Annotated in this window: 18 protein-coding genes; 7 read left to right on the forward strand and 11 right to left on the reverse strand. The window is 50.6% G+C overall.

Annotated elements, in window-relative coordinates:
* Window positions 1-1,608, reverse strand: a 1,608-nt coding sequence (locus IQ217_RS09995; RefSeq protein ID WP_194019829.1) for a protein phosphatase 2C domain-containing protein, incomplete at its 3' end; no start/stop codon positions are given.
* A 130-nt stretch (window positions 1,609-1,738) separates the two neighbouring features.
* On the opposite strand from IQ217_RS09995, the gene IQ217_RS10000 reads away from it, so the two are divergent.
* Window positions 1,739-2,359, forward strand: a complete 621-nt coding sequence (locus tag IQ217_RS10000) for a vWA domain-containing protein (protein ID WP_190595797.1) — start codon at window positions 1,739-1,741, stop codon at window positions 2,357-2,359.
* Between the two features lie 14 nt (window positions 2,360-2,373).
* Window positions 2,374-3,828, forward strand: a complete 1,455-nt coding sequence (dacB, locus tag IQ217_RS10005) for a D-alanyl-D-alanine carboxypeptidase/D-alanyl-D-alanine endopeptidase (protein WP_194019830.1) — start codon at window positions 2,374-2,376, stop codon at window positions 3,826-3,828.
* Between the two features lie 18 nt (window positions 3,829-3,846).
* On the opposite strand, the gene IQ217_RS10010 is transcribed toward dacB, so the two are convergent.
* Together IQ217_RS10010 and IQ217_RS10015 are read right to left on the reverse strand one after the other, a co-directional pair.
* Window positions 3,847-4,065 (reverse strand): hypothetical protein, encoded by a 219-nt coding sequence (locus IQ217_RS10010; RefSeq protein ID WP_228024013.1) that lies wholly within the window; start codon window positions 4,063-4,065, stop codon window positions 3,847-3,849.
* Between the two features lie 514 nt (window positions 4,066-4,579).
* Window positions 4,580-5,398, reverse strand: coding sequence for a carbon-nitrogen hydrolase family protein (locus IQ217_RS10015; protein WP_190595793.1), 819 nt, complete (start codon window positions 5,396-5,398; stop codon window positions 4,580-4,582).
* Between the two features lie 386 nt (window positions 5,399-5,784).
* Between IQ217_RS10015 and metG the strand changes: the two genes are divergently transcribed.
* The gene (gene metG, locus IQ217_RS10020) at window positions 5,785-7,383 is read left to right on the forward strand and encodes a methionine--tRNA ligase (RefSeq protein WP_190595791.1); all 1,599 of its coding nucleotides are present in this window, start codon (window positions 5,785-5,787) and stop codon (window positions 7,381-7,383) included.
* 144 nt (window positions 7,384-7,527) lie between these two features.
* On the forward strand, window positions 7,528-8,133 hold the full coding sequence (locus IQ217_RS10025) for a LabA-like NYN domain-containing protein (RefSeq protein WP_194019831.1): 606 nt from the start codon (window positions 7,528-7,530) through the stop codon (window positions 8,131-8,133).
* A gap of 245 nt (window positions 8,134-8,378) precedes the next feature.
* Here IQ217_RS10025 and IQ217_RS10030 read toward each other — a convergent pair whose 3' ends face one another.
* From IQ217_RS10030 to IQ217_RS10050, 5 genes are all read right to left on the reverse strand, one after another.
* Entirely contained in the window at window positions 8,379-9,701 is a 1,323-nt protein-coding gene (locus tag IQ217_RS10030) for a deoxyguanosinetriphosphate triphosphohydrolase (protein ID WP_194019832.1), read from the reverse strand.
* 21 nt (window positions 9,702-9,722) lie between these two features.
* On the reverse strand, window positions 9,723-10,376 hold the full coding sequence (locus tag IQ217_RS10035) for a DUF1361 domain-containing protein (RefSeq protein WP_190595785.1): 654 nt from the start codon (window positions 10,374-10,376) through the stop codon (window positions 9,723-9,725).
* Window positions 10,377-10,380: 4 nt separating this feature from the next.
* Window positions 10,381-11,055 carry a response regulator transcription factor gene (locus tag IQ217_RS10040; RefSeq protein ID WP_194019833.1) on the reverse strand — a complete coding sequence of 225 codons (675 nt, stop codon included), beginning with the start codon at window positions 11,053-11,055 and terminating at the stop codon, window positions 10,381-10,383.
* 198 nt (window positions 11,056-11,253) lie between these two features.
* The gene (locus tag IQ217_RS10045; RefSeq protein WP_190595779.1) at window positions 11,254-11,892 is read right to left on the reverse strand and encodes a histidine phosphatase family protein; all 639 of its coding nucleotides are present in this window, start codon (window positions 11,890-11,892) and stop codon (window positions 11,254-11,256) included.
* A gap of 141 nt (window positions 11,893-12,033) precedes the next feature.
* Window positions 12,034-12,756: a hypothetical protein gene (locus IQ217_RS10050; protein WP_228024014.1), complete on the reverse strand. Its 723-nt coding sequence runs from the start codon at window positions 12,754-12,756 to the stop codon at window positions 12,034-12,036.
* Window positions 12,757-12,794: 38 nt separating this feature from the next.
* On the opposite strand from IQ217_RS10050, the gene IQ217_RS10055 reads away from it, so the two are divergent.
* Window positions 12,795-14,891 (forward strand): cation:proton antiporter domain-containing protein, encoded by a 2,097-nt coding sequence (locus tag IQ217_RS10055; protein WP_194019834.1) that lies wholly within the window; start codon window positions 12,795-12,797, stop codon window positions 14,889-14,891.
* 96 nt (window positions 14,892-14,987) lie between these two features.
* Here the strand turns inward: IQ217_RS10055 and IQ217_RS10060 are convergent, their stop codons facing one another.
* Window positions 14,988-15,914, reverse strand: a complete 927-nt coding sequence (locus tag IQ217_RS10060) for a cupin domain-containing protein (RefSeq protein WP_194019835.1) — start codon at window positions 15,912-15,914, stop codon at window positions 14,988-14,990.
* A gap of 176 nt (window positions 15,915-16,090) precedes the next feature.
* On the opposite strand from IQ217_RS10060, the gene gyrA reads away from it, so the two are divergent.
* Together gyrA and IQ217_RS10070 are read left to right on the forward strand one after the other, a co-directional pair.
* A complete protein-coding gene (gene gyrA, locus IQ217_RS10065; protein WP_194019836.1) occupies window positions 16,091-18,673 on the forward strand; it encodes a DNA topoisomerase (ATP-hydrolyzing) subunit A in 2,583 nt (860 codons plus the stop codon).
* Window positions 18,673-19,569: a TIGR04168 family protein gene (locus IQ217_RS10070; protein WP_194019837.1), complete on the forward strand. Its 897-nt coding sequence runs from the start codon at window positions 18,673-18,675 to the stop codon at window positions 19,567-19,569. The genes gyrA and IQ217_RS10070 overlap by 1 nt, the downstream gene beginning before the upstream one ends.
* Before the next feature lie 138 nt (window positions 19,570-19,707).
* Here IQ217_RS10070 and IQ217_RS10075 read toward each other — a convergent pair whose 3' ends face one another.
* Together IQ217_RS10075 and cbiQ are read right to left on the reverse strand one after the other, a co-directional pair.
* Window positions 19,708-20,562, reverse strand: coding sequence for an energy-coupling factor ABC transporter ATP-binding protein (locus tag IQ217_RS10075; RefSeq protein WP_194019838.1), 855 nt, complete (start codon window positions 20,560-20,562; stop codon window positions 19,708-19,710).
* Window positions 20,484-21,257, reverse strand: a complete 774-nt coding sequence (gene cbiQ / locus IQ217_RS10080; RefSeq protein WP_194019839.1) for a cobalt ECF transporter T component CbiQ — start codon at window positions 21,255-21,257, stop codon at window positions 20,484-20,486. The genes IQ217_RS10075 and cbiQ overlap by 79 nt, the downstream gene beginning before the upstream one ends.
* Window position 21,258 lies beyond the last annotated feature (1 nt).

Raw genomic sequence — 21,258 nt, forward strand, 5'->3', positions numbered from 1 at the left:
ATGTTTATAAGAGACAGGGGTGGGGGTAGGGACGGAGGGGGAAATTTGGCAGTGCATAAGGGCAACAGAAACATTGTCATGGCCGTTAACTTGGTTGGCCAACTCAATCAATCGAGGCACTGCTTCGGCCACCGGGCGATCGCCTTGGAGCACCGGCAGAAAATCATCTTGCCAATACTGCTCTACCCGATTGTTGTCACAGAAGCCATCGGAACAGAGTAAAAAGAGACAATCCGTGGGCACAATCAAGCGCTGAATAATGGGATGGAGTTGCCCCGCTGGCCCCAATCCCACCGCTTGGGTTAACGCCCCCGATCTGGGTAATTCCACCGCATGGCGATAGAGCATTAACCCCAGCCGCACTTCCCTAGAAGCCACGTCATCGTCCACCGTCACCTGTTTACAGCTATCCTTAGTCAGCCAATAGCAACGGGAATCCCCCACATTGGCCAGGAAAAACTGCTGAAAATCCGCCAGGGCCATCACCAGGGTGGTGCCCATCCTTTCCCTTTCGACCCTTTCCTCCCGGTCATTACGACGATTGAGTTGCTCGTTAACTTCTTCGATATCTTCCTTGAGATGCTGGATGAAGCTGCGGATTTGGTCCGGCTCATTCATCTGTTTTTGTATCTTGGAAATAATCCGAATTGGTAAATGATCAATTACCCATTGGGAAGCAATTTCCCCCCCTTCCTGGCCCCCCACCCCGTCACAAATGAGGGTCATGGTGTTGGCCAACTGTTGCCCTTCTATGGGGGTTTCGCTGACGGGAAAACAGGCGTCTTCATTATGGTCTCGACTGGGGCCCCCATCGGTTAGGGCAAACACTGTATAGCTAAAATCATACTGCTCTGCCAAGGATTGAATGCCCGTGTCCAACACCCGCAACAGGTAGTCCGCATGGGGGATTTTGCCCTGCTTTAGCCTTTGCCACAGGGTCTGACAAAAATCGGCGATCGCCGGATGGGCATTAGTCAATAACGACTCCCACACCCCGGCTAAATATTTGGTTTCATAAAATTGGTGCTCATCTAGCTGCAACTGCTGGAGAAAAATTTGGGGGCCCTGCACCCTCAACCAGTCAAATTCCAATAGGCTAGACACCACCCCCTGCCTTTGTAACGGTTGCCAAAGACGAATCATTTGCCAGAGCCAAGTTAACTGTTGTAGGGGTGAAGCTTGCTCCCACATTTCCCCCAGGGAAGGCAATAAACGGTCATGGAGAGGTTCCCCCGTCTCATCTAGGGGCACCGGGCCATAGTCCAACAGCCAGACCGATAAATCCTTTTCTTCGTCCCAGCTGGGAAAATAGTCATACACTTCCGGCACATTGAGACGAAAGGGCAAAAGCTTTTGGTAGGGCAAAATATGATCCGGGATTTCCTCTGGCCCGTCCACTCCCAGGGCTGGAGTAGTGTCCAACAACACTTGGGGCCGCACCAACAGATAACGGTCCAGTAACAATTCCCCCGGTTGATAGGCCTTGATCCAATCCCCCACCGACCACAGATAGCGTTTCAGCAGAGGGGTCTGGCAGGTTTTGCACAGGCGATCACCTAGGTCATTGGGGGCTTGACAATCGCGGTTGGAGCAGTGAACGGTCGGCACGGCATTACCCCTCTAACAAATTTCTGATTAATTTTAAGGAAATATGCAATCTTAAGAACATTTCCAAAAAGTTGTAATAGGCTAAAAGAGAAAAAACTGCCATTGTTTGCAAAATTGACCCAAGAGGATTATGAGCGCTGAAGCTGTCATCGAAAACCGAGACTATACCCTAATGATCGATAAAAGCAGTAGCATGGCCACCGCTGATGATCCCAATGGCCCCACTCGCTGGGAAATAGCCCAAGCTTCGACCATTGCCCTGGCTCAAAAATGCGAAGAAATTGACCCCGACGGCATCACGGTTTACCTATTCTCCGGCCGCTTCCGTCGTTATGACAATGTTACGGCCCAGAAAGTTGCTTATATTTATGCTAACAACGAACCCATGGGACGCACAGATCTTGCCAGTGCCCTCAAGGATGGTTTGGATAATTTTTTTCAGCGGCGTCAGGCGGGGCAAACTAAGCCCAACGGAGAAACTTTTTTGATCATCACCGACGGTGAACCCACCGATCGTAAAGCGGTGATCCGTTTAATTTTGGAAGCGAGCCAAAAAATTGACCGGGACGAGGAATTGGGCATTTCCCTCATTCAGGTGGGCAACGACAAAAAAGCCACAGCCTTTTTCCAGGCTTTAGACGATCAATTACAGGCCGCAGGAGCTAAGTTTGACATTGTGGATACCGTCACCATGGAAGATATGCAGGGCATGAGTTTGAGTGATGTGCTGCTCAAGGCAATTACGGACTAGGGGAATACCCAGGCATGGTGCTGATTTTGCCTTCTCAATGGAAAAAACACCTGAGCTTATTGCCGCTCTCACTGACGGGGACGGGGGTATTTTTCCTTTTTCTGACCACGGGGGTAGGGGCCCAGACTGATCGCCTTTGTCCGGCGGAACTGGGACAAAAACTGGCAACCCATTTACAACAACCGGATTTAGGCCGGGCCCAATGGGGCATTGCCATCCAACCTTTAACGGAGTCTCAGCCTGTTTACCAATATCAAGCTGATCGTCTTTTTATTCCGGCCTCTAACCAAAAATTAATTACCACCGCCATGGCTCTGCAGGAACTGGGGCCAAATTTTCGCTTTGCCACTCAGGTTTACCAACTTGATGGCGGTAAAAAAGTTCAGATTATCACCAGCGGTGACCCCAGTTTGACCCTGGAAGACCTGACGGCGATCGCCAAAAAGTTAAAGGATAGGGGGGTAACGGTAATTGAAGAATTGGTGTTAGTAGACGCCATCGCCCCCCAGGATTACCAACGCCCCAGTTGGGAGTGGGATGATTTGCACTACGGTTATGCTCCCCCTGTCAATGGCGCAATTTTGGCCGGTAACCAAGTTAGCCTCACCCTCACGCCCCAGGACTTAGGGAAACCCTTGGCCCCCACTTGGTCCGATTCCATTGCGGGGGAACAATGGCAGATTATTAACCAAACCCAAACGGAAGTTGATCCAGCCCAGTCTCCCCAGGTTCGACAAATTTTTGGTCAACGGCAATTGGTCCTCACCGGCGCTCTGCCCCCCGCAGGGGAACCCCGGGAGATTACCTTGGCCGTGGCAGACCCTCCAGGTTATTTCCTCGCTAGTTTGCAACAAAAGTTGGCGGAACAGGGTATTACCGTCAACTCCCAAACCTTGAGCACCGACACCACGGCGATCGCCCTGGCCCCTGTGCTAACTCTAACGTCTGCTCCTTTATCGGCATTGATTAAAACGGTCAACCAAGACAGCAATAATCTCTACGCTGAAGCGTTGCTCAACGCCATCCAACTGCCATCATCTGACACCAATTGGCAGTCCTACTTGGAAAGGCTTGGTCTAGCCCCCACTACGGTTAGATTACGGGATGGTTCAGGACTGTCCCGCCAGGATTTGGTCACACCCCAAACCCTAGTACAACTTTTGATAAATCAAACCCAACGGTCAACGGGGACAATCTATCAACAATCCCTTGCCGTTGCCGGGCGATCGGGCACCCTGGAGCGGAGTTTCGCCGATACTCCCCTGGTGGGCAAAATGCGGGGCAAAACAGGTACCCTCACAGGGGTAGTTTCCCTCACGGGTTATGTGGAAAACGACCATTGGGGCCCGGTGGCATTCAGTTTTATGGTCAACAACAGTGATCTAGGGGCTGCTGTGCTACGGGAAGCAATGAAGCAGATGGTACTTTGGACTGCCCAGGTGGAAAAGTGTCAGCCCAGTGGTCAATAACTCAATAACTATTTGTTATTAACGCCTCGTATTTAAACAAAGGTAAGAATCCACCACTCTGCCGGTACGATGACAATTGACCAAGAGGTAGTCACACACGGGACAAGCGGTTTCAGTGACAATTTCCTTTTCAATCAGGCATTGCTGACGGACGGCATGGTTTCCGCAATTGGGGCAATGGATAGTCTGCTTGGTAAGGATTTGGGGAGCTTGGATCGGTCGGTGATACATGATCATGGTGATTGCTTAAGGATACTTAAAGAGGGTTTGTTAAAAATCAAGTCCAACAGGTCAAATTGCGGCGGTAAAAAACGATAAAATTCCTGTAAGATTTGTAAAATAAAGCACAGTTATACAGTTGCAGTTAGGGAAAAGAAAAAATTACTCCCAGTGGCAGTTAGCGCTGATCCCCATGGCGGTCAAGTCCATTTCCGCCGTGTAGACCCTTCGATGGCTTAGATGATCAACCAAGGAAAACAACGCCGCTAGTGAACTTTTTAGGCCGCAGCGACCCAGCTAAGATCCAAAAACTAACACTTCCTTCGGACTGTTCAGGTTTTCTTAACTATTAATTAAGCTTTGCTAGACAATAGCCACGGGTCAATCAATATGACTCAAATTCTTGATCCCCATGGGGTTTTCTCATTTTTGCCCCAGGACAAATCGTTAACGATGACGAAAAAGGCGGTTTTAGTCTCTGTGCCTGCATTCTTCACCGCTTGGGCCCTAGGAACGCCCTGGCAACTGGCCATCAGACGAATACCCGGTGTTGCAACGAAGGCATTTGTTGACGTACCTGCTTGAGGCGGTCGGGGTTAATTTCGGCGATCGCCAGGCCTGGTTTTTCCCCCGCATCGGCCAGAATCACTCCCCAGGGATCAATGATCATGGCGTGGCCGTGGGTGTGGCGTCTTTCGTAATGGCAACCGGTTTGGGCTGGGGCAATGACGTAGCAGGTATTCTCAATGGCCCGGGCCTGGAGCAACACTTGCCAATGGTCTTTGCCGGTGTAGGCAGTGAAAGCGGCGGGCACAAAAAGAACATCTGCCCCTTGGCGAGAAAGGTAACGGTACAGTTCTGGAAAACGAACGTCGTAGCAAATGGACAGCCCCAAATTACCAAAGCTATCGGAATGGTACACCGGGGGATATTTTTGCCCAGCCATCACCGTGGCCGATTCCCAATAGGTGTTGCCGTCGGGCACATTAACGTCAAATAAATGAACTTTATGGTAGCGGGCCAATTCCTGCCCATTGGGAGCAATTAAAGTGGCTGTGTTATAAGCCTTGCCCGCCTCCCCCGCCACCGGAAAGGGAAAGCCCCCTGCCAGAATAGTCACCTGGAACCGTTGGGCCATGGTCTGCAAAAATTTTTCCGTCGCTGTGGCGATCGCCGAAGCCTGTTCCAGTTTGTCTGTTTCATTGCCCAAAAAAGCAAAGTTCTCCGGCAAACCCACCAATTCTGCCCCCTGGCGCACTGCCAAATCGATCAACTCCTCTGCTTCTTGTAAATTCTCGGCTAGGTTGGGGCGGCTGGTCATTTGCAGGGCAGCGGCTAAATACGGTTTCATGAAAATTCCTTGTCAGAAAGAAGCAGTGGGGGCTAGCAGTTCATTTTATCCTGATCGGGTGTAGGGACGGAACTTGCTCCCAAAAAGAGGAAGAGGGCTTCACATCTTAAGATATTATGGAGAAAAACTTCCTTAAAGTTTAGCCTTTGCTAAACTGAAGTCCCCCGCTTTTTAAGATTGTTAATTTCAATTTATTTTTAAGAATCTATTTTTAACCTCATTGATAAGAATTTCTAAGGGCAATAACAAGGTTTACTTAACAGCCCCCTTTGAGAATCTATCCTCAGGAGTTTAGGGAAGTAACCATTACTGTTGACCATTCTAGGCATGGTGGTTAACCAAACTAAATATTCTCCATGGCACTTTTACAAACTTCTTTTGATCGAATGCTTGATTCTTCCGTACCCACTTTTTCCGTCACCACCCCACTGTACTACGTTAACGATGTGCCCCATTTGGGTAGTGCCTACACTACAGTAGTGGCGGATACCCTGGCCCGCTTCAAAAGATTGCAGGGCTATGAAGTGTTGATGATCACCGGCACCGACGAACATGGGCAAAAAATTCAACGTACTGCCGAAGCTCAAGGCCTTGATCCCCAAACCCATTGCGACCATATCGTGGTCAAGTTTAAGGAACTATGGCGATCGCTCAATATTCGTTACGACCGCTTTAGTCGTACTACTAATCCCCACCATTTAGCCATTGTCAAAGACTTTTTTCAACGGGTCTGGGACAAAGGGGACATTTATCTGGCCCAACAACAGGGATGGTACTGTGTTGCCTGCGAAGAATTTAAAGAAAAAAGAGATTTATTGGAGGATAACCATTGTCCTCTACACCCTAACCGCAAGGCAGAATGGCGGGATGAGGAAAACTATTTTTTTCGCCTTTCCCGCTATCAGAAACCCTTGGAAGAACTGTATGCCCAACGACCGGAATTTATCCAACCCAGTAGTCGTCGCAATGAAGTGTTAAATTTTGTCGCCCAGGGATTGCAGGACTTTTCCATTTCCCGAGTCAATTTGGACTGGGGTTTCCCCCTCCCCAATGATCCCAACCATACTATTTACGTTTGGTTTGATGCCCTACTGGGCTATGTCACCGCTCTCTTAGGGGAGGATGAAGAACCTAGTTTAGCTAACGCTTTGGCCAAATGGTGGCCCATCAATTTACACTTGATTGGCAAAGATATTTTACGGTTCCATGCGGTCTATTGGCCGGCTATGTTGCTATCGGCGGAATTACCGATCCCCGCCCAGGTTTTCGGCCATGGCTTTCTCACCAAAGATGGGCACAAAATGGGTAAAAGTTTGGGCAACACCGTTGATCCCCTAGACTTAATTAACCGCTATGGGGAGGATGCTTTTCGTTACTATTTCCTCAAGGAAATTGAGTTTGGTAAAGATGGGGATTTCAACGAACAACGGTTTGTCAATGTGCTCAATGCCGATTTAGCCAACGACTTAGGAAATTTGCTCAATCGCACCCTGGGCATGGTGAAAAAATACTGTCAGGGGCAAGGTCCCCAGGTAATGGCCACGGATTTAGCCCCCGATAATCCCCTCAAAGCCCTGGGCAGTCATTTAGGGGAACAGGTGAGCAGTGCCTATGAAAGACTGTCCTTCACCGATGCCTGTGAGGCAATTTTTACCTTAGTGAGGGCTGGCAATAAATACATCGACGACATGGCTCCCTGGAAGTTATTTAAACAGGGCAGTCAGAAGGAAGTGGAAGATGTGCTGTACAGCGTCTTGGAGTCCATTCGGCTCTCGGCCTATCTCCTTTCCCCCATTGTTCCCCGCCTGAGCACCAAAATTTATCAACAATTGGGTTTCACCTGGGATTTTGACCAGTGGCGATCGCCGTTGGAGCAAGCGGAAGAATTCAACCGTCACCAATCCTGGGGCCAACTATGTGCGAATCAAAATCTGCCCCCGGCCCAGCCTATTTTTACCAAACTGGAGTTACCGGCAGAGGAGTAGAATCAAAAGCTGACCCCCTAGGTCAACTTCGATCTTTTGAAGATTTTTTAACAAAAATTAACATTTTTATCACTTTTCCGCTTTTTTCCTTTGAATTTTTTTTAAAAACCCCTTTAAATCACGACTTAATTATTTAGGAACACCATGTTTGAGGACTTTGAACAGGATGCACTGTTTACACCGGATCAGTTATTAGAAAACCGGGGCAGGGTGGCCATTTTCATTGATGGTTCCAATCTTTTTTACGCGGCCTTGCAACTAGGTATTGAAATTGATTACACCAAATTATTGCACTGTTTAACGGGGGGCTCCCGACTATTGCGGGCTTTTTTCTACACCGGGGTAGACCGCAGTAACGAAAAACAACAGGGATTTTTGCTTTGGATGCGCCGCAATGGTTACCGAGTCATTGCCAAAGACCTGGTGCAATTACCGGACGGTTCTAAAAAAGCCAACCTAGACGTGGAAATTGCCGTGGATTTGATGTCCTTGGTGGGTTCCTATGACACCGCTGTGGTGGTTAGTGGAGATGGAGATTTGGCCTATGCGGCTGATGCGGTCAGTTATCGGGGGGCGCGCATTGAGGTGGTGAGCCTCCGTTCCATGACCAGCGACAGTTTAATCAATGTTTCCGACCGTTATGTAGATCTTGACAGCATTAAGGAGGAAATTCAAAAACAACCCCGTCCCAACAGTGCCTATCGCAACGTCAACCCTATGCCAATTTTCTCCCAGGAAAAATCTACTTAACAGCCAACTCCTAGTTGTGTTCGTTTAAATAAGACTGAGATAATAACAGCTTCCGTAAAACTTTTATTAAGGCTACTCTAGTTTCTGATTTCGTCGTATTTTTAACTAAATAGCCATGGTTTTACTCTGGCGCACAGTTTGGTATAAATTCTGGTCAGCGGAAATTTTTCCCCGCATCAGGCTCTCTTCAGCCCAAACTGCCAGAGTTGCTTTTGCCCATAATCTGAAACCCTGGCATGGGAGCATTAGAGGGCAATGCCCCGCAGTTGTTGATACAGCAGAGTGGCTTGCAAATCGGTCATACCAGCAATGTAATCAGTTACTTTCAGAATTTTGCTGTAGTTATCGTCATCGGGGGCTACTTGGTGCTCTGGAGGCAACATAAATTTAAGCAGTTTCCCCTTCGGACGGGGTTGTTTTTCCAGGACGGCGGTAAGAAAATCAGTTAATAGATCCCCCAAGACTTCAAAGCCAGCAATTTTAATTCTGACCACATTGGGATGGTGAAAAACCGCATTGGTGGTCATGGTTTCAATTTCCTTAAGTTGGGGGGAAAAACGGCTTAGCCCCACTAGGGATTGGTCAAATTTCCCCGCTAAAATATCCGGTTCATGGTCAAGAAAAATTTGGGCTACTTCTTTTACCAGTCGATTGATGGCCTTAGCCCGCAGTCGTTTGATGGTTTCCGCTGGACTGCCTTCGTATTGGTTTAGCTCAATGTCAGCAATGCTTTGTAATTTATCTTGCACTGCTCCAAAGGGAAGATAGCCCATATGAAAACCATCTTCCAAATCGACAATGGAGTAACAGAGATCGTCCGCCGCCTCCATTAAAAACGTCAAGGGATGGCGACACCACCAAGCAACCTTTGGCGATCGCCGAATGAGACCCACCGTTTCAGCTACTTCAGTGAATAGATCTTTTTCAGCCTGGAAAAAACCGTATTTTTGTAAGCTTTTACCGGGATGGCGGGCTAGGGTGCGTTGGGGAATAAATGATTCCCGGGGATATTTGGCAAAGGTGGCCAGGGTGGCACAGGTTAGTTGCAGTCCCCCTGGGCGATGGGGTAAACCAAGCCTAGTTAAAATACGAAAGCCCTGGGCATTGCCTTCAAAGCGGTCAAAATCAGCTTTTTCTAGGGGATTAATCAGGGCACCGGAACGATTTTTGCGGGCATACCATTTTTGAAAAGCGGTTTGAATGGCATCTTCCCCCGCATGGCCAAAGGGAGGATTACCAATGTCGTGGGCCAGGCAGGCCGCCGAAAGAATATCTCCAAAGTCCGCCGCTTCGATCGCCTGGAGTTGATGGCGTTTAACCACCTGATCCCCCACCATGCGCCCTAGGGAACGGCCTACACAAGACACCTCCAAACTGTGGATCAGACGGGTGCGGACATCGGCATTTTTGGATAGGGGAAAAACCTGGGTTTTATCCTTCAGGCGGCGGAAAGCCGTGGAATAGACAATGCGGTCATAATCTTTGAGGAAAGAGGTGCGCTCAAACTGATGCTCCTCCAACTGTTGTTTACCGAGGCGTTTGCGGGAGAGTAATTGTTGCCATTCCATTGGGTTAATATTTTTGTTGGCCTATGGACCACGGCGACGAACCTGTTGCCACCGCAGTACTAACCCGAGGTTAACCTGTTTAGTCAACCAATAAAAAACGGTCAGAATCACCACGGTGACGCTAATGGCCAAGAGGGGGCGGTGATGGGAAAGGCTTTGGGCCAAATTATGACCCACATCTTTGGGGTCTGTAACCACATGCCAACTGTTTAAACGCAAAAATCGCCCCAGATAAATACCGATCGCCGACAACAGATGGGCCGTTAACTCCATGGGCCAAGTCCAGGCTGACCATTGCCGCTGCTCCAGGTAATAACCGGCATTGAGCAGGGACATGACGTAACATTGCCAACCAGTGCCTAAAAACAGCACAAATTGGGGCGTCACGGTGAATACCATAATGCTTTCCGGCACTCCCCGCCGCACCAGTTGGAAGTAATGGATAATGTCGGTCAAAATGTAAGGGGCATTGGGCAAAAAGGCGATAAATACCGCAAAAATTACCCACCATAGTGGCGATCGGGGCCATGGTTGGCGCTGGGGATTATGCCAACGGAATAACCAAACACTGAGCACCAGGGGAATAACAGCCAAAAAAGTGTTCCAGGCAATGCGATCGCCATTGATGGCCAACACCTGCCAAGACACCCGTAGCCAGGAAATGATTAGTTCCATACTCCTAATCCCTTAGCACGTAGCCTACCCCCCGCACTGTCTGAATTAAACGGGGCTCCCCCGCCGCCTCCAACTTCAACCGTAGGTAACGGATATAAACTTCAATAATGTTGGAATCCCCCATAAAATCGTAGCCCCAGACCCGTTCCAAAATTTGTTCCCTGGTCAACACCTGGCGGGCATGGGAGAGGAGATAGTCCAAAAGCTCAAACTCCTTGGCGGTGAGATCAATCAGGCGATCGCCCCGTTGAATTTCCCTTGTACTGCGATTGAAGCGTAGATCGGCAAATTGCAGCACTTCATCGCTAGCCGTGTGGGTACGACGCAATTGCACCCGGATGCGGGCAAAAAACTCATCGGAGTTAAAGGGTTTGACAATGTAGTCATCGGCACCGGCATCAAGCCCCATCACCCTTTCTTCCACGTCGTCCTTGGCTGTGATCAGGATAACGGGAATGCGACTGCCCGTCTGCCGTAGTCGTCGGCATAGCTCCGCTCCAGACAGCCCTGGTAGGGCTGCGTCCACAATGATTAAATCGGGGGGAAATTCCTGGGCTTGGGTAAGGCCCTTCAGACCATCCCTAGCCACACTGACATCGTAGCCTTCATATTTGAGTTCCAACTCCATAAATCGGGCTAACTTTTCTTCCTCTTCCACAACTAGAACACGGTGACTCATGGCAAACTAGGCGATCGCATAGCAAATATGTTCATCGTACTGCCCCCGCTGCGGATTTTAACCTGGGTTGGGCCAGGGAAAAGGGCTCAAAAAGCCGCAACTGCTCAAAACCATGGCATAGAAAAACTCTGTCTTGGGGCAGGGACCATGGCAACGACCAGTGAATTTAAATCAATTTAACTGTCTCTTTGATACTTTCTAGGTGCCGTACCGATCGCGCAGGTCTTGGTTGAGGTGGGAGCGATCGCCCATCACTTCGATCAAGGGGCCGTGCTTAGACATGGTGATAATACTCACCGCCGCCACGGGCATACCGATACGGTCTCGAAAACGGCCGATGTCAATGCCCAACAGACTACAGAGCATAATGCGGATGGTGGACTTATGGGATACCACCAACACATTACCGTCGGTGAAAGTTTGTTCGATTTCCTCTAGCACCTCAGAGCTACGACGGGCGATATCAATGCCCTTTTCTCCCTCAGAAGGAGCATTCCAACCCGGATCCGCCAGCCAACGGACATAATCATCGTGAAATTCTTGATTCACTTCCGCTGGGGTTTTCCCTTCCCATTCGCCGTAGGCAATTTCCTTCAGACCGTCCCGTTTTTGGATAGGTACATTGATCAGCTCACTCAGGGGAGTTGCCGTGGCCATGGTGCGGTGTAGGGGGCTGGCAAAAATAGCCGTCCAATGAACATCCTTGTAAGCTTCGGCAAATTGGTGGGCCATTTGATAGCCATGGCTAGTGAGGTCAATGTCCAGGCGGCCGCAAAAAGTCCCTGTTTGGCTAGAGGTGGTTTCGCCGTGGCGGAGAAAATAGAGATTAAGGGTCATAATAGCTGATGGATTTTTGGAGATAGTTTGGACTGGGTTCTGTTTCACCCACTGGCTTGGAGTTAACTAGCCCCAATCCGGGCAAGATTGTTAACAAGGCTTCCGGCTCAGATCAAGGAAAGAATAGTTGCCATGATTCAACTATGGCCCCACCCGACGCCAAACACAGTAGGGGCAATCGTTTTCCCCCACTGCACCAAATTTCATATACTGTCCCGGCAAAACATTTTCAAATTTAATCGTTTTGGTGTCACCTTCTTTGGTGCATTGGGCTATGACCACAGTAGCAGTACTAGAGTTCACTTGACAATCGATGGTGGTAACTTCCCCGGTACCGGCAACGCTCATCTGTAATTGGTTCCCGGCAATTTTGAGGGAGACCATGCCAAACATAAAGTTGAGCAGTCCGGACAGCGCTTCGATGTCTTCCTCTGGTTTGTATTCAGGGCTTTGCCGGTAGTCTGCCATGGTTTTTTCGTAATCGAATTTCCATGTTCCCTGAAAAGCTTGCAATCCATTGCCCAACGTTGCCCCAAGACCACCACTAAGAGGGCTACTAGGACTACTGTTACCTGCTTTGGGGGCCATGGTGGGGGGTAAACTTTCCCAACAGCGGGAATCGTACTGGGCTAGTTCCCCCATCTCGGCGCAATCTAAGGCTATCGCCGGGGAGGCCATGGCCAGGGTTCCGACCATAACACTAACGATGGCAGAGGCCAGTGCAGGGCAGGAAAATCGGCCGACAGAGAAAAAATACTGTTTGGGCATGGGGGCAAAGGGGAAAGCTGAAACAATGGCTAGGGCGAGAAGGGCCAACGGACTAGAAATGGCGATCGGGAGCCGGAACGGTATGATGATGCCCATGGCTCCTGCCTATGACCTAAACAATCTCCACCCACTTTATGGATGGCTTATTCGCACCAATTCCGAGTAATCCTTTAATCGACTTCACCATTCTATTATTGGTGACCCTGATTCTGCCGCCAATTTTTGAGCGTCTCAAGTTACCAGGATTGGTGGGACTTTTGTTCGCTGGCATTGTGCTGGGCAAAAGTGGTCTAGGAATATTAGATCAGGATTCGGAAAGCATCAAGCTCTTCACCGACATTGGCAAAATTTATCTGATGTTTGTGGCGGGATTGGAAATTGATATGGTGGACTTCCGCCGCACCCGCAACCGTTCTTTGCTCTATGGTTGCCTCACCTTTGCCATTCCTTTACTGACGGGGTTGGCCGTGGGTCAACTTTTTGGCTATTCCCTCAATGCTTCTGTGTTGATGGGGTCCCTATTTGCCTCCCATACCCTGTTGGGCTACCCCATTGTGCAGCGGTTGGGCATTGTGCGAAATCAGGCAGTGATGGTCACCATTGGGGCCACCATTTTCACAGATATTGCCGCTCTGTTAGTTTTGGCCATCTGTATTTCCATCCACAGTGGTAGTTTTTCCCCGGCGGGTTTGGTGGTGCAGTTGGTGGCGATCGCCGGATACAGTGCCTTGGTGTTAGTCGGCTTTGATTGGGCAGGGAAGGAATATTTTCGTCGCACCGGGGATGAGCAGAGTAATCAATTTCTCTTCGTACTGCTGGCGGTGTTCCTTGCTTCCGTGGGCTCGGAATTGATCAATGTGGATAAAATTGTTGGAGCCTTCTTGGCCGGGCTGGCGGTGAACGATGTGTTGGGCAAGGGGCCAGTTAAGGAAAAAGTCGAGTTTTTGGGAACTACCCTATTCATTCCCTTTTTCTTTATTGGCATTGGGCTGTTGTTGGATTTACCGGCCTTTATGGTCACCCTCACCACCTTGTTTCCCCTGGTGGTGGCCATTGTGGGCGGGCTGATCATCTCCAAGGGGGTGGCGGCTATCCTTGCCCAACTGAAATTGGGCTATACCTGGGCCGAGGGTCTAACCATGTGGTCCCTTTCCATTCCCCAGGTGGCGGCCACATTGGCGGCGGCGGTGGCCGGTTATCAAGCCATTAATGCCTCTGGCGATCGCCTGGTGTCAGAAACGGTATTGAACACCATCATTGTGCTGATGCTGATCACGTCCATCATTGGCCCCCTGATGACAGCCAAGTTTGCCACCAAAATTCCGCCCCCCAATAGTCTCTCTAACCTCGAAGATGACTCGGCCTTACCGGGGGAAAATGGCGAAATTACCCTGGTGCCCCCCAAAGCTTCCACCTTTACGGTCCTAGTGCCCACCCAGAATCCCCAAACCCTGGGCTATTTGTTGGAAATGGGAGCCCTGATCGCCCGCCATGAAAGTGGCGTGGTAATTCCCTTGGCGATCGCCAAAGCACCAGTGCACATGGATGATCCGGGGCTGAATAGAAGGCTGACCCGAAACGAACTGTTATTGCAACAGGCCACAGAACTGGCCACCACCCTGAAAGTAGATGCCCACCCAGCCCTGCGCATTGATGACGATGTGGCCCGGGCCATTAGCCACACAGCGAGGGAAAAAAATGCCGATCTGATCATCATGGGTTGGAGTCAGCAGTCCCTTGGTTTACGAGCTAAATTGTTTGGCAGCACCATCGATAGTGTGTTTTGGTCGGCTCATTGTCCAGTGGCGGTGATGCGACTTCTGTCCGACCCCCATTCTTTTCATCGCATTCTTTTCCCCATTAAAAATCTCACTCCCCAAACCTTGGAACTATTCCAGTTCACCCAGCGCTTGGCGGAAACCAATGGAGCCATTGTCACCCTGCTCCATGTTTGTCCCCACAACACCTCCCCACAACAGGTGCAAGCATTTAAAACGGAAATGGAACGGTTTTTAGACCAGTGCCAGGCCACAGCAGAATATCCCATTAAAGTTATTTGCCATGACGATGCTGCTAAGGTACTAGTCCGGGTTTCCCACACCTTTGACCTGGTCGTGCTCCGTTCTTTCCGAAGGCGATCGGTGGGGGGAGTGGCCCTGGGGGAAGTCACCGATAAAATTTTGCGGGAAATTACCAGTTCCTTCGTTTTGTTTGGTGATCCCTACGCTTAAATTTTTACTGGGGTAACCATCGGGGGTGAAAGTTATTCTCAAAAACTGCCAGAGTCGTATATCTACGTAAAATCTTCCTAGCAAAAAGGCAAGATTTTATTGCGGCTCCGGCAGGGGCGGCTTCGGTTTCCTCAGACCATCGGGGGGATAGCAAGCTTCTCCAGCATCAAACAGCTCTTGGAGTTTCTGCACATTATTAGGATGTTCAAAGACCGGGCCACGGATGCCGTAGAAGTCCTTAACGCCCACAAACCTGCCCGTAATGTCGTGGGGAAAGCCCCAAAGACTGCTTTGCAACAGTACCGCCTGATCCTCTGGTAGGGCCAAGGGTTCATTGCCATGGTCAATACGATTAATGCCCTGAAAACGCTCTAGGGTGCCATAGCCCGGTGACCAGACATTATAAAAGCCTCGCACATCCTCCTTGCCGGGGGTTTCATTCCGGAAGAAGTGTACGGAACCCTTGGGAGAAAATAAAATTTCACCCTGTTTTTGCACAAGGGATCCCATTTTGATGGGAGCAAGATTGATACCCGGGACTTGACCGGCTTTGATGGTTTGCTGTTTCTCCTGGGCACTGTAGAGTCGAATTTGAGAATTTTCTGTCGAGAAAAACCATTCGTCGTTGTCAAGATGGAAATGGGGCGGCGGCCCTGCATTGGGTGGCAAGATGGTTTCCGACATCTCGTATAGTCCGCAGGTATCAGGAATTGTCCGCAAGAACACCACAATATCTTTACCAGGGGTTTGAATAGCCTCGGGATTTTTCAAGAATCGGGGCATGGTCAACTTCAAACCGGTGTCAGGGAAATCATAGGTAATTCTCTCTGTCATGCCCCGACGATTCGTTTCGGAAAATGTATAGTCTCCATCCCCCATGGGGGTATAAAGACTGCCCTTAGGACTATTGGCCAAACTCGGTACGAGGGTCGCCACCACAATAGCGAGGGTGGTAGCAGCTCCCACGAGCCAAGCCCAGTGAATACCCCGCCAACACTTTAGTCTTTGCAGTAATAAGTTCATTGACCCGATCCTTAGGTACATACGACGATTTTCACATATCTTGGCAGAGACCGGCCAAGCCAGACCCCTGCACGGGCCAATGGTAGAATGGAGGCTGCTTTGAGCCCTGTTATCTGGTTCCCTTGGGAGGAATTGGAGCGCAACTCAAACCTTTCAAACTGCCTTGGAGTAATTGCATGACTGACTCGCCCGATCGCCTGATTGCGACTGACCTCAGAAACGAAATGTCGCGCTCATACCTGGAATATGCCATGAGTGTGATTGTCGGGCGGGCGTTACCCGATGCACGGGATGGACTCAAGCCAGTCCATAGACGCATTCTCTATGCCATGTATGAGTTGGGACTCACCCCCGATCGCCCCTTCCGGAAATGTGCTCGGGTAGTGGGGGAAGTGCTGGGAAAATACCACCCCCACGGGGATACAGCGGTGTATGACGCCCTGGTGCGGATGGCGCAGGAATTTTCCATGCGGGAACCGTTAATCGACGGCCATGGTAACTTTGGCTCCGTTGACAACGACCCCGCCGCCGCCATGCGGTACACCGAATCTAGACTTAGGCCCCTTTCTACCAATGCCCTCCTGCGGGACATTGAAGCCGAAACCGTAGATTTCATTGATAACTTTGACGGTTCCCAACAGGAACCAGTGGTGCTCCCCGCCCGCATCCCCCAACTTTTGATCAATGGTTCCTCCGGCATTGCCGTGGGCATGGCCACCAATATTCCCCCCCATAACCTAGGGGAAGTCATCGACGCGGCGATCGCCGTGGTGCAAAACCCTGACATCAGCGAACAGGAACTGATGCAAATCATTCCCGGTCCTGACTTTCCCACTGGGGCCCAGATCCTCGGGCGATCGGGCATTCGGGAAGCCTATCTCACCGGGCGGGGCTCCATCACCATGCGGGGGGTTGCCAGTATTGAGACCATGGAACATCCGGGCCGTCCAGACCGGGATGCCATTATCATCACCGAGTTGCCATACCAGACCAATAAGGCATCTTTAATTGAACGCATTGCCGACCTAGTTAACGACAAAAAAATTGATGGCATTGCCGACATCCGGGACGAGAGCGACCGGGACGGCATGAGAATTGTCATCGAACTGAAACGGGATGCCTATGCCAGGGTGGTGCTCAATAATCTCTATAAGCAGACCCCCATCCAGAGCAACTTTGGCGCTAACTTGCTGGCCCTGGTGGACGGAGAACCCCAGGTTTTAACCATCAAAAAATTCCTGACGGTGTTCCTCGACTTCCGCGTGGAAACCATCACCCGCCGCACCCGCTACGAACTGCGTAAAGCAGAGGAAAGGGACCATCTCCTCCAGGGTTTACTCATTGCTCTGGATAATCTCGATGCAGTCATTCGCCTCATCCGGGCCGCCGCCGACACCGCCAGTGCCAAAACTGAATTGGTGGAAGGCTTTGCCTTGTCGGAAGTGCAGGCCGATGCCATTTTGCAAATGCAATTACGACGCTTAACTGCCCTAGAAGCGGATAAGATCACCGCTGAGCACGAAGAATTGCAGACTAAAATTGCGGACCTCCAGGACATCCTCGCCCGCCGGGAACGGGTCAACGCCATCATTGAAGAAGAATTGGAGCAAATTAAGGCCATCCACGCCACCCCGCGCCGCACCGTTATTGTCCAAGAGGACGGGGAACTGATCGACACGGATTTAATTGCCAATGACCAAGCCTTAATTTTATTGACGGAACAGGGCTATATCAAACGAATGCCCGCCAACACCTTTGGCACCCAAAACCGGGCCACCAGGGGTAAAGCCGCCGCCAAAATTAAGGAAGACGATGGAGTGGAGCATTTCCTTTCCTGTTGCGACCACGACAAGGTGCTGTTCTTTAGCGATCGGGGGGTAGTTTACAGCCTCAATGCCTACCAAATTCCCATCGCTTCCCGCACCGCCCGGGGAGTCCCCATTGTGCAAATGTTGCCCATCCCCAAGGATGAAAAAATTACGTCCCTGGTTTCCGTCTCAGAATTTGATGACGATACCTATTTCATCATGCTGACCAAGCAGGGCTACATCAAAAAAACGGCCCTGTCTGCCTTCAGTAATATCCGCTCCAATGGTCTGATCGCCATCTCCTTGGTGGAAGGGGACCAGTTGCGCTGGGTACGCTTAGCCAAGGCAGAAGATAGCATTATCATTGGTTCCCAAAAGGGTATGGCCATCCACTTCAAAGCAGATCAGGACGAACTGCGGGCCCTGGGTCGGGCCACCAGGGGGGTTAAATCCATGCGCCTCCGCTCGGGGGATGCCCTCATTAGCATGGATATTTTGCCCAGCCAAGTGGTGGCCAACATTGGCATTGGGGGTGACGATGAAGCGGACGAGGATTTGGGCCCCGATAGCGATGCCATTTTGGAGGAAAGCGAAAATCCTAGCCCTTGGTTGCTGGGGGTAACCATGAAGGGGTTTGGCAAACGGGTGCCGGTGGGTCAGTTCCGCTTGCAACACCGGGCGGGCTTGGGAGTAAAAGCCATCCGCTTCAAATCCAAGGATGATCAGCTAGTGGCTCTCCATGTGGTCAACTTCGACGACGAATTGATGATCGTCACCAACCGGGGCATTATTATCCGCCAATCGGTCAATGATATTTCGCCCCAGTCCCGCAGTGCCACCGGAGTACGGGTACAACGATTAGATGCCGACGATGCGATCGCCGCTGTGGCCCTGGTGCCCCCTTCCGGGGAAGATGAGTTGGCCGAAACCTCAGAAAGCGAAGAGAGTTAATGGTCTCCCAACCTACTGCAACCATTACCCTGGCCGTTGTGGGCGATATCCATGACCAATGGGAATTGGCAGACCACCAAGCCCTCCAGTCCATCGCTGTAGATTTAGTGCTATTTGTGGGGGATTTTGGTAACGAATCATTGCCGGTGGTCAGCTTAATTGCCTCCTTACCCATACCCAAGGCCACGGTATTTGGTAACCACGATGCTTGGTTCACCGCCTCCGATTGGGGCCGCAAAAAGTGCCCCTACGATCGCCAAAAGGAAGACCGGGTGAAAGCTCAGCAGGAACTACTGGGGTTGGCAGATGTTAGCTATGGCCGCCGGGATTTTCAGCAATTTGGCCTCTCGGTGGTGGGGGGCAGGCCCTTTACCTGGGGGGGCAATGAATGGAAAAACAAACAGTTTTTGCGGGAACGGTATGGCATGGAAAGCTTTACCCAGTCCCAAACCCAGATTGCCGCAACGGCCCTGGCTAGCCCCCATGAAACGTTAATTTTTTTGGCCCATAATGGTCCCAGCGGCTTAGGAAATCAGGCAGAATCCATCTGTGGTCGGGATTGGAACCCCTTGGGGGGCGATTTTGGCGATCCCGATTTGGCTTGGGCGATCGCTTCTGTGCGGGAACAGGGTAAACGGGTACCGTTGGTGACCTTCGGCCATATGCACCATCGCCTTAGACATCGTCAGGATCGTCTGCGGGAGAGGGTTTGTGTGGATCATCAAGGAACGGTATATCTCAATGCGGCCTGTGTGCCCCGCATCCAAACGGAAAAAGACGGTTTGCCCCCTGCCCGTAATTTTTCCCTGGTGACTTTGGTTAATGGTGCTGTGGAAAAAATCACCCTGGTTTGGTTACGGAGTAACGGAGAAATTATCAGCCAGGAAACCCTTTGAATTAGTGCCCATTAACTCGCCCAGGCTTAGTTTTTCTGGTTGTGCAGGAATTCTAGGGAGCAAGAATGGTTCAAAACTACGTCCCCCCATGTTATTTTCGCCGCCAGTGTGATCTACCCTGGTTTTACCTATTTTTCATCAACGGAGGGAATAGGGTTTTTCTAAACCATGACTTACCATCAGGGTTTGATTACCCATAATTTCCTCTGCCCCACCATCGGCCACGATCTGCCCCTGATCAATGACTATCACCCGGTCACAGACTTCCAAGACAAACTCCAGATCATGGGAGGAAATGAGCAACGTTTCCTGGAACTGTCCCAAAAAGTTAATCAATTGACGGCGGGCCCTAATATCCAAGCTGGCCGTGGGTTCGTCGCAGAAGAAAATTTTCGGGGCCATGGCCAACAAACCGGCGATCGCCACCATTTGCTTTTCCCCTCCCGACAGGTGATGGGGCAAGCGTTCTAGCAAAGCAGTAACTCCTGTTAACTGGGCCGCCTGGGTCACCCGTTGGGCCACTGTTTCCGCGGACAGACCCATATTTTGCGGACCAAAGGCAATATCATCCCACACAGAAGTGGCAAATAATTGGTCGGTGGGATTTTGAAACAATAACCCCACTTCCGGTAAAAATTTCCCCGGTTGTAGGGGACTGCCCCATAGCTCAATGGTGCCGGCGCTGGGTTTGAGCAGTCCACAGAGTAGTAAAAATAAGGTGGTCTTGCCGCAACCGTTATGGCCAATGATCCCCAACCGCTCCCCCGGGGCAACCTGCAACGATAGACTGTCCAACACTGGTGCCTGGCCACCATAGGCAAAGCATAGTTCCCGCACTGTGATTGCTTTGGGTTCTGGGGATAGAATCGTTTCCTCCTCTCTACCCTGGTCCAGACCCCGTACATTGGTTAAAGTCACAGGCTCACCTCCGCCACCACAAAACCGACGGCGATCGCCAATACAGTCACCGTTAAACCCCAACCCCTTGAGCATTGCTCTGTTGTGGTGACTGTGCCCCCCAGGGAAGTTGTTTGGCCGTAACCCCGTAGGATCATGGCTTGGTAAACCCGTTGAGACTGTTCATAGCTACGGAGCAAAAGATTCCCCAACAACATCGCCCAGTGGGCTATTGATCGCCGTTTTGCCGGCCGTTGTCCCAATCCTCGTAATTGCATTGCTTGCTTCATGGTGCCGAGAGTATGGGCAATGTCGTATAGGTAACGGTAGGCCAACAGGGCCATATCCGCCATCAAAGGAGGTAAACCCAAACGACGTAAACATCTGACCATAGTTAGAAAAGGGGTGGTGCCAAAGATAATAAAACCCAGGGTAAGAATGGAGAAAAATCGCCCGGCAATGAGCACCATGGCCGTTAACCCCTCCCCACGAACACTGATCCATCCCCACTGCCCCAGCACCGTTTCCCCACTGGTAAAAGGCAGTAGAATAACCACCGCCAAAATGAATAACCCAGGATAACTGCAGCGTTGGCGCAGAAAACTTAGGGGTAAAGCGGATAATCGATAGAGCAACGCAGTCACAGTCACCATGGGAATAACTAACCAAACCCGTTGCACCATGGCCAAGGCAAACATTAACGCCATGAGGCTGACTAGTTTTTGCCGGGGTTCCCAACGATGCATTGGCGATCGCCCAGGTACATAGGTTTCTAAACCAATCAAGCCCACG

The organism is Synechocystis salina LEGE 00031 (assembly GCF_015207985.1).
In the GTDB taxonomy this organism is placed as follows: Bacteria; Cyanobacteriota; Cyanobacteriia; order Cyanobacteriales; family Microcystaceae; genus Synechocystis; species Synechocystis salina.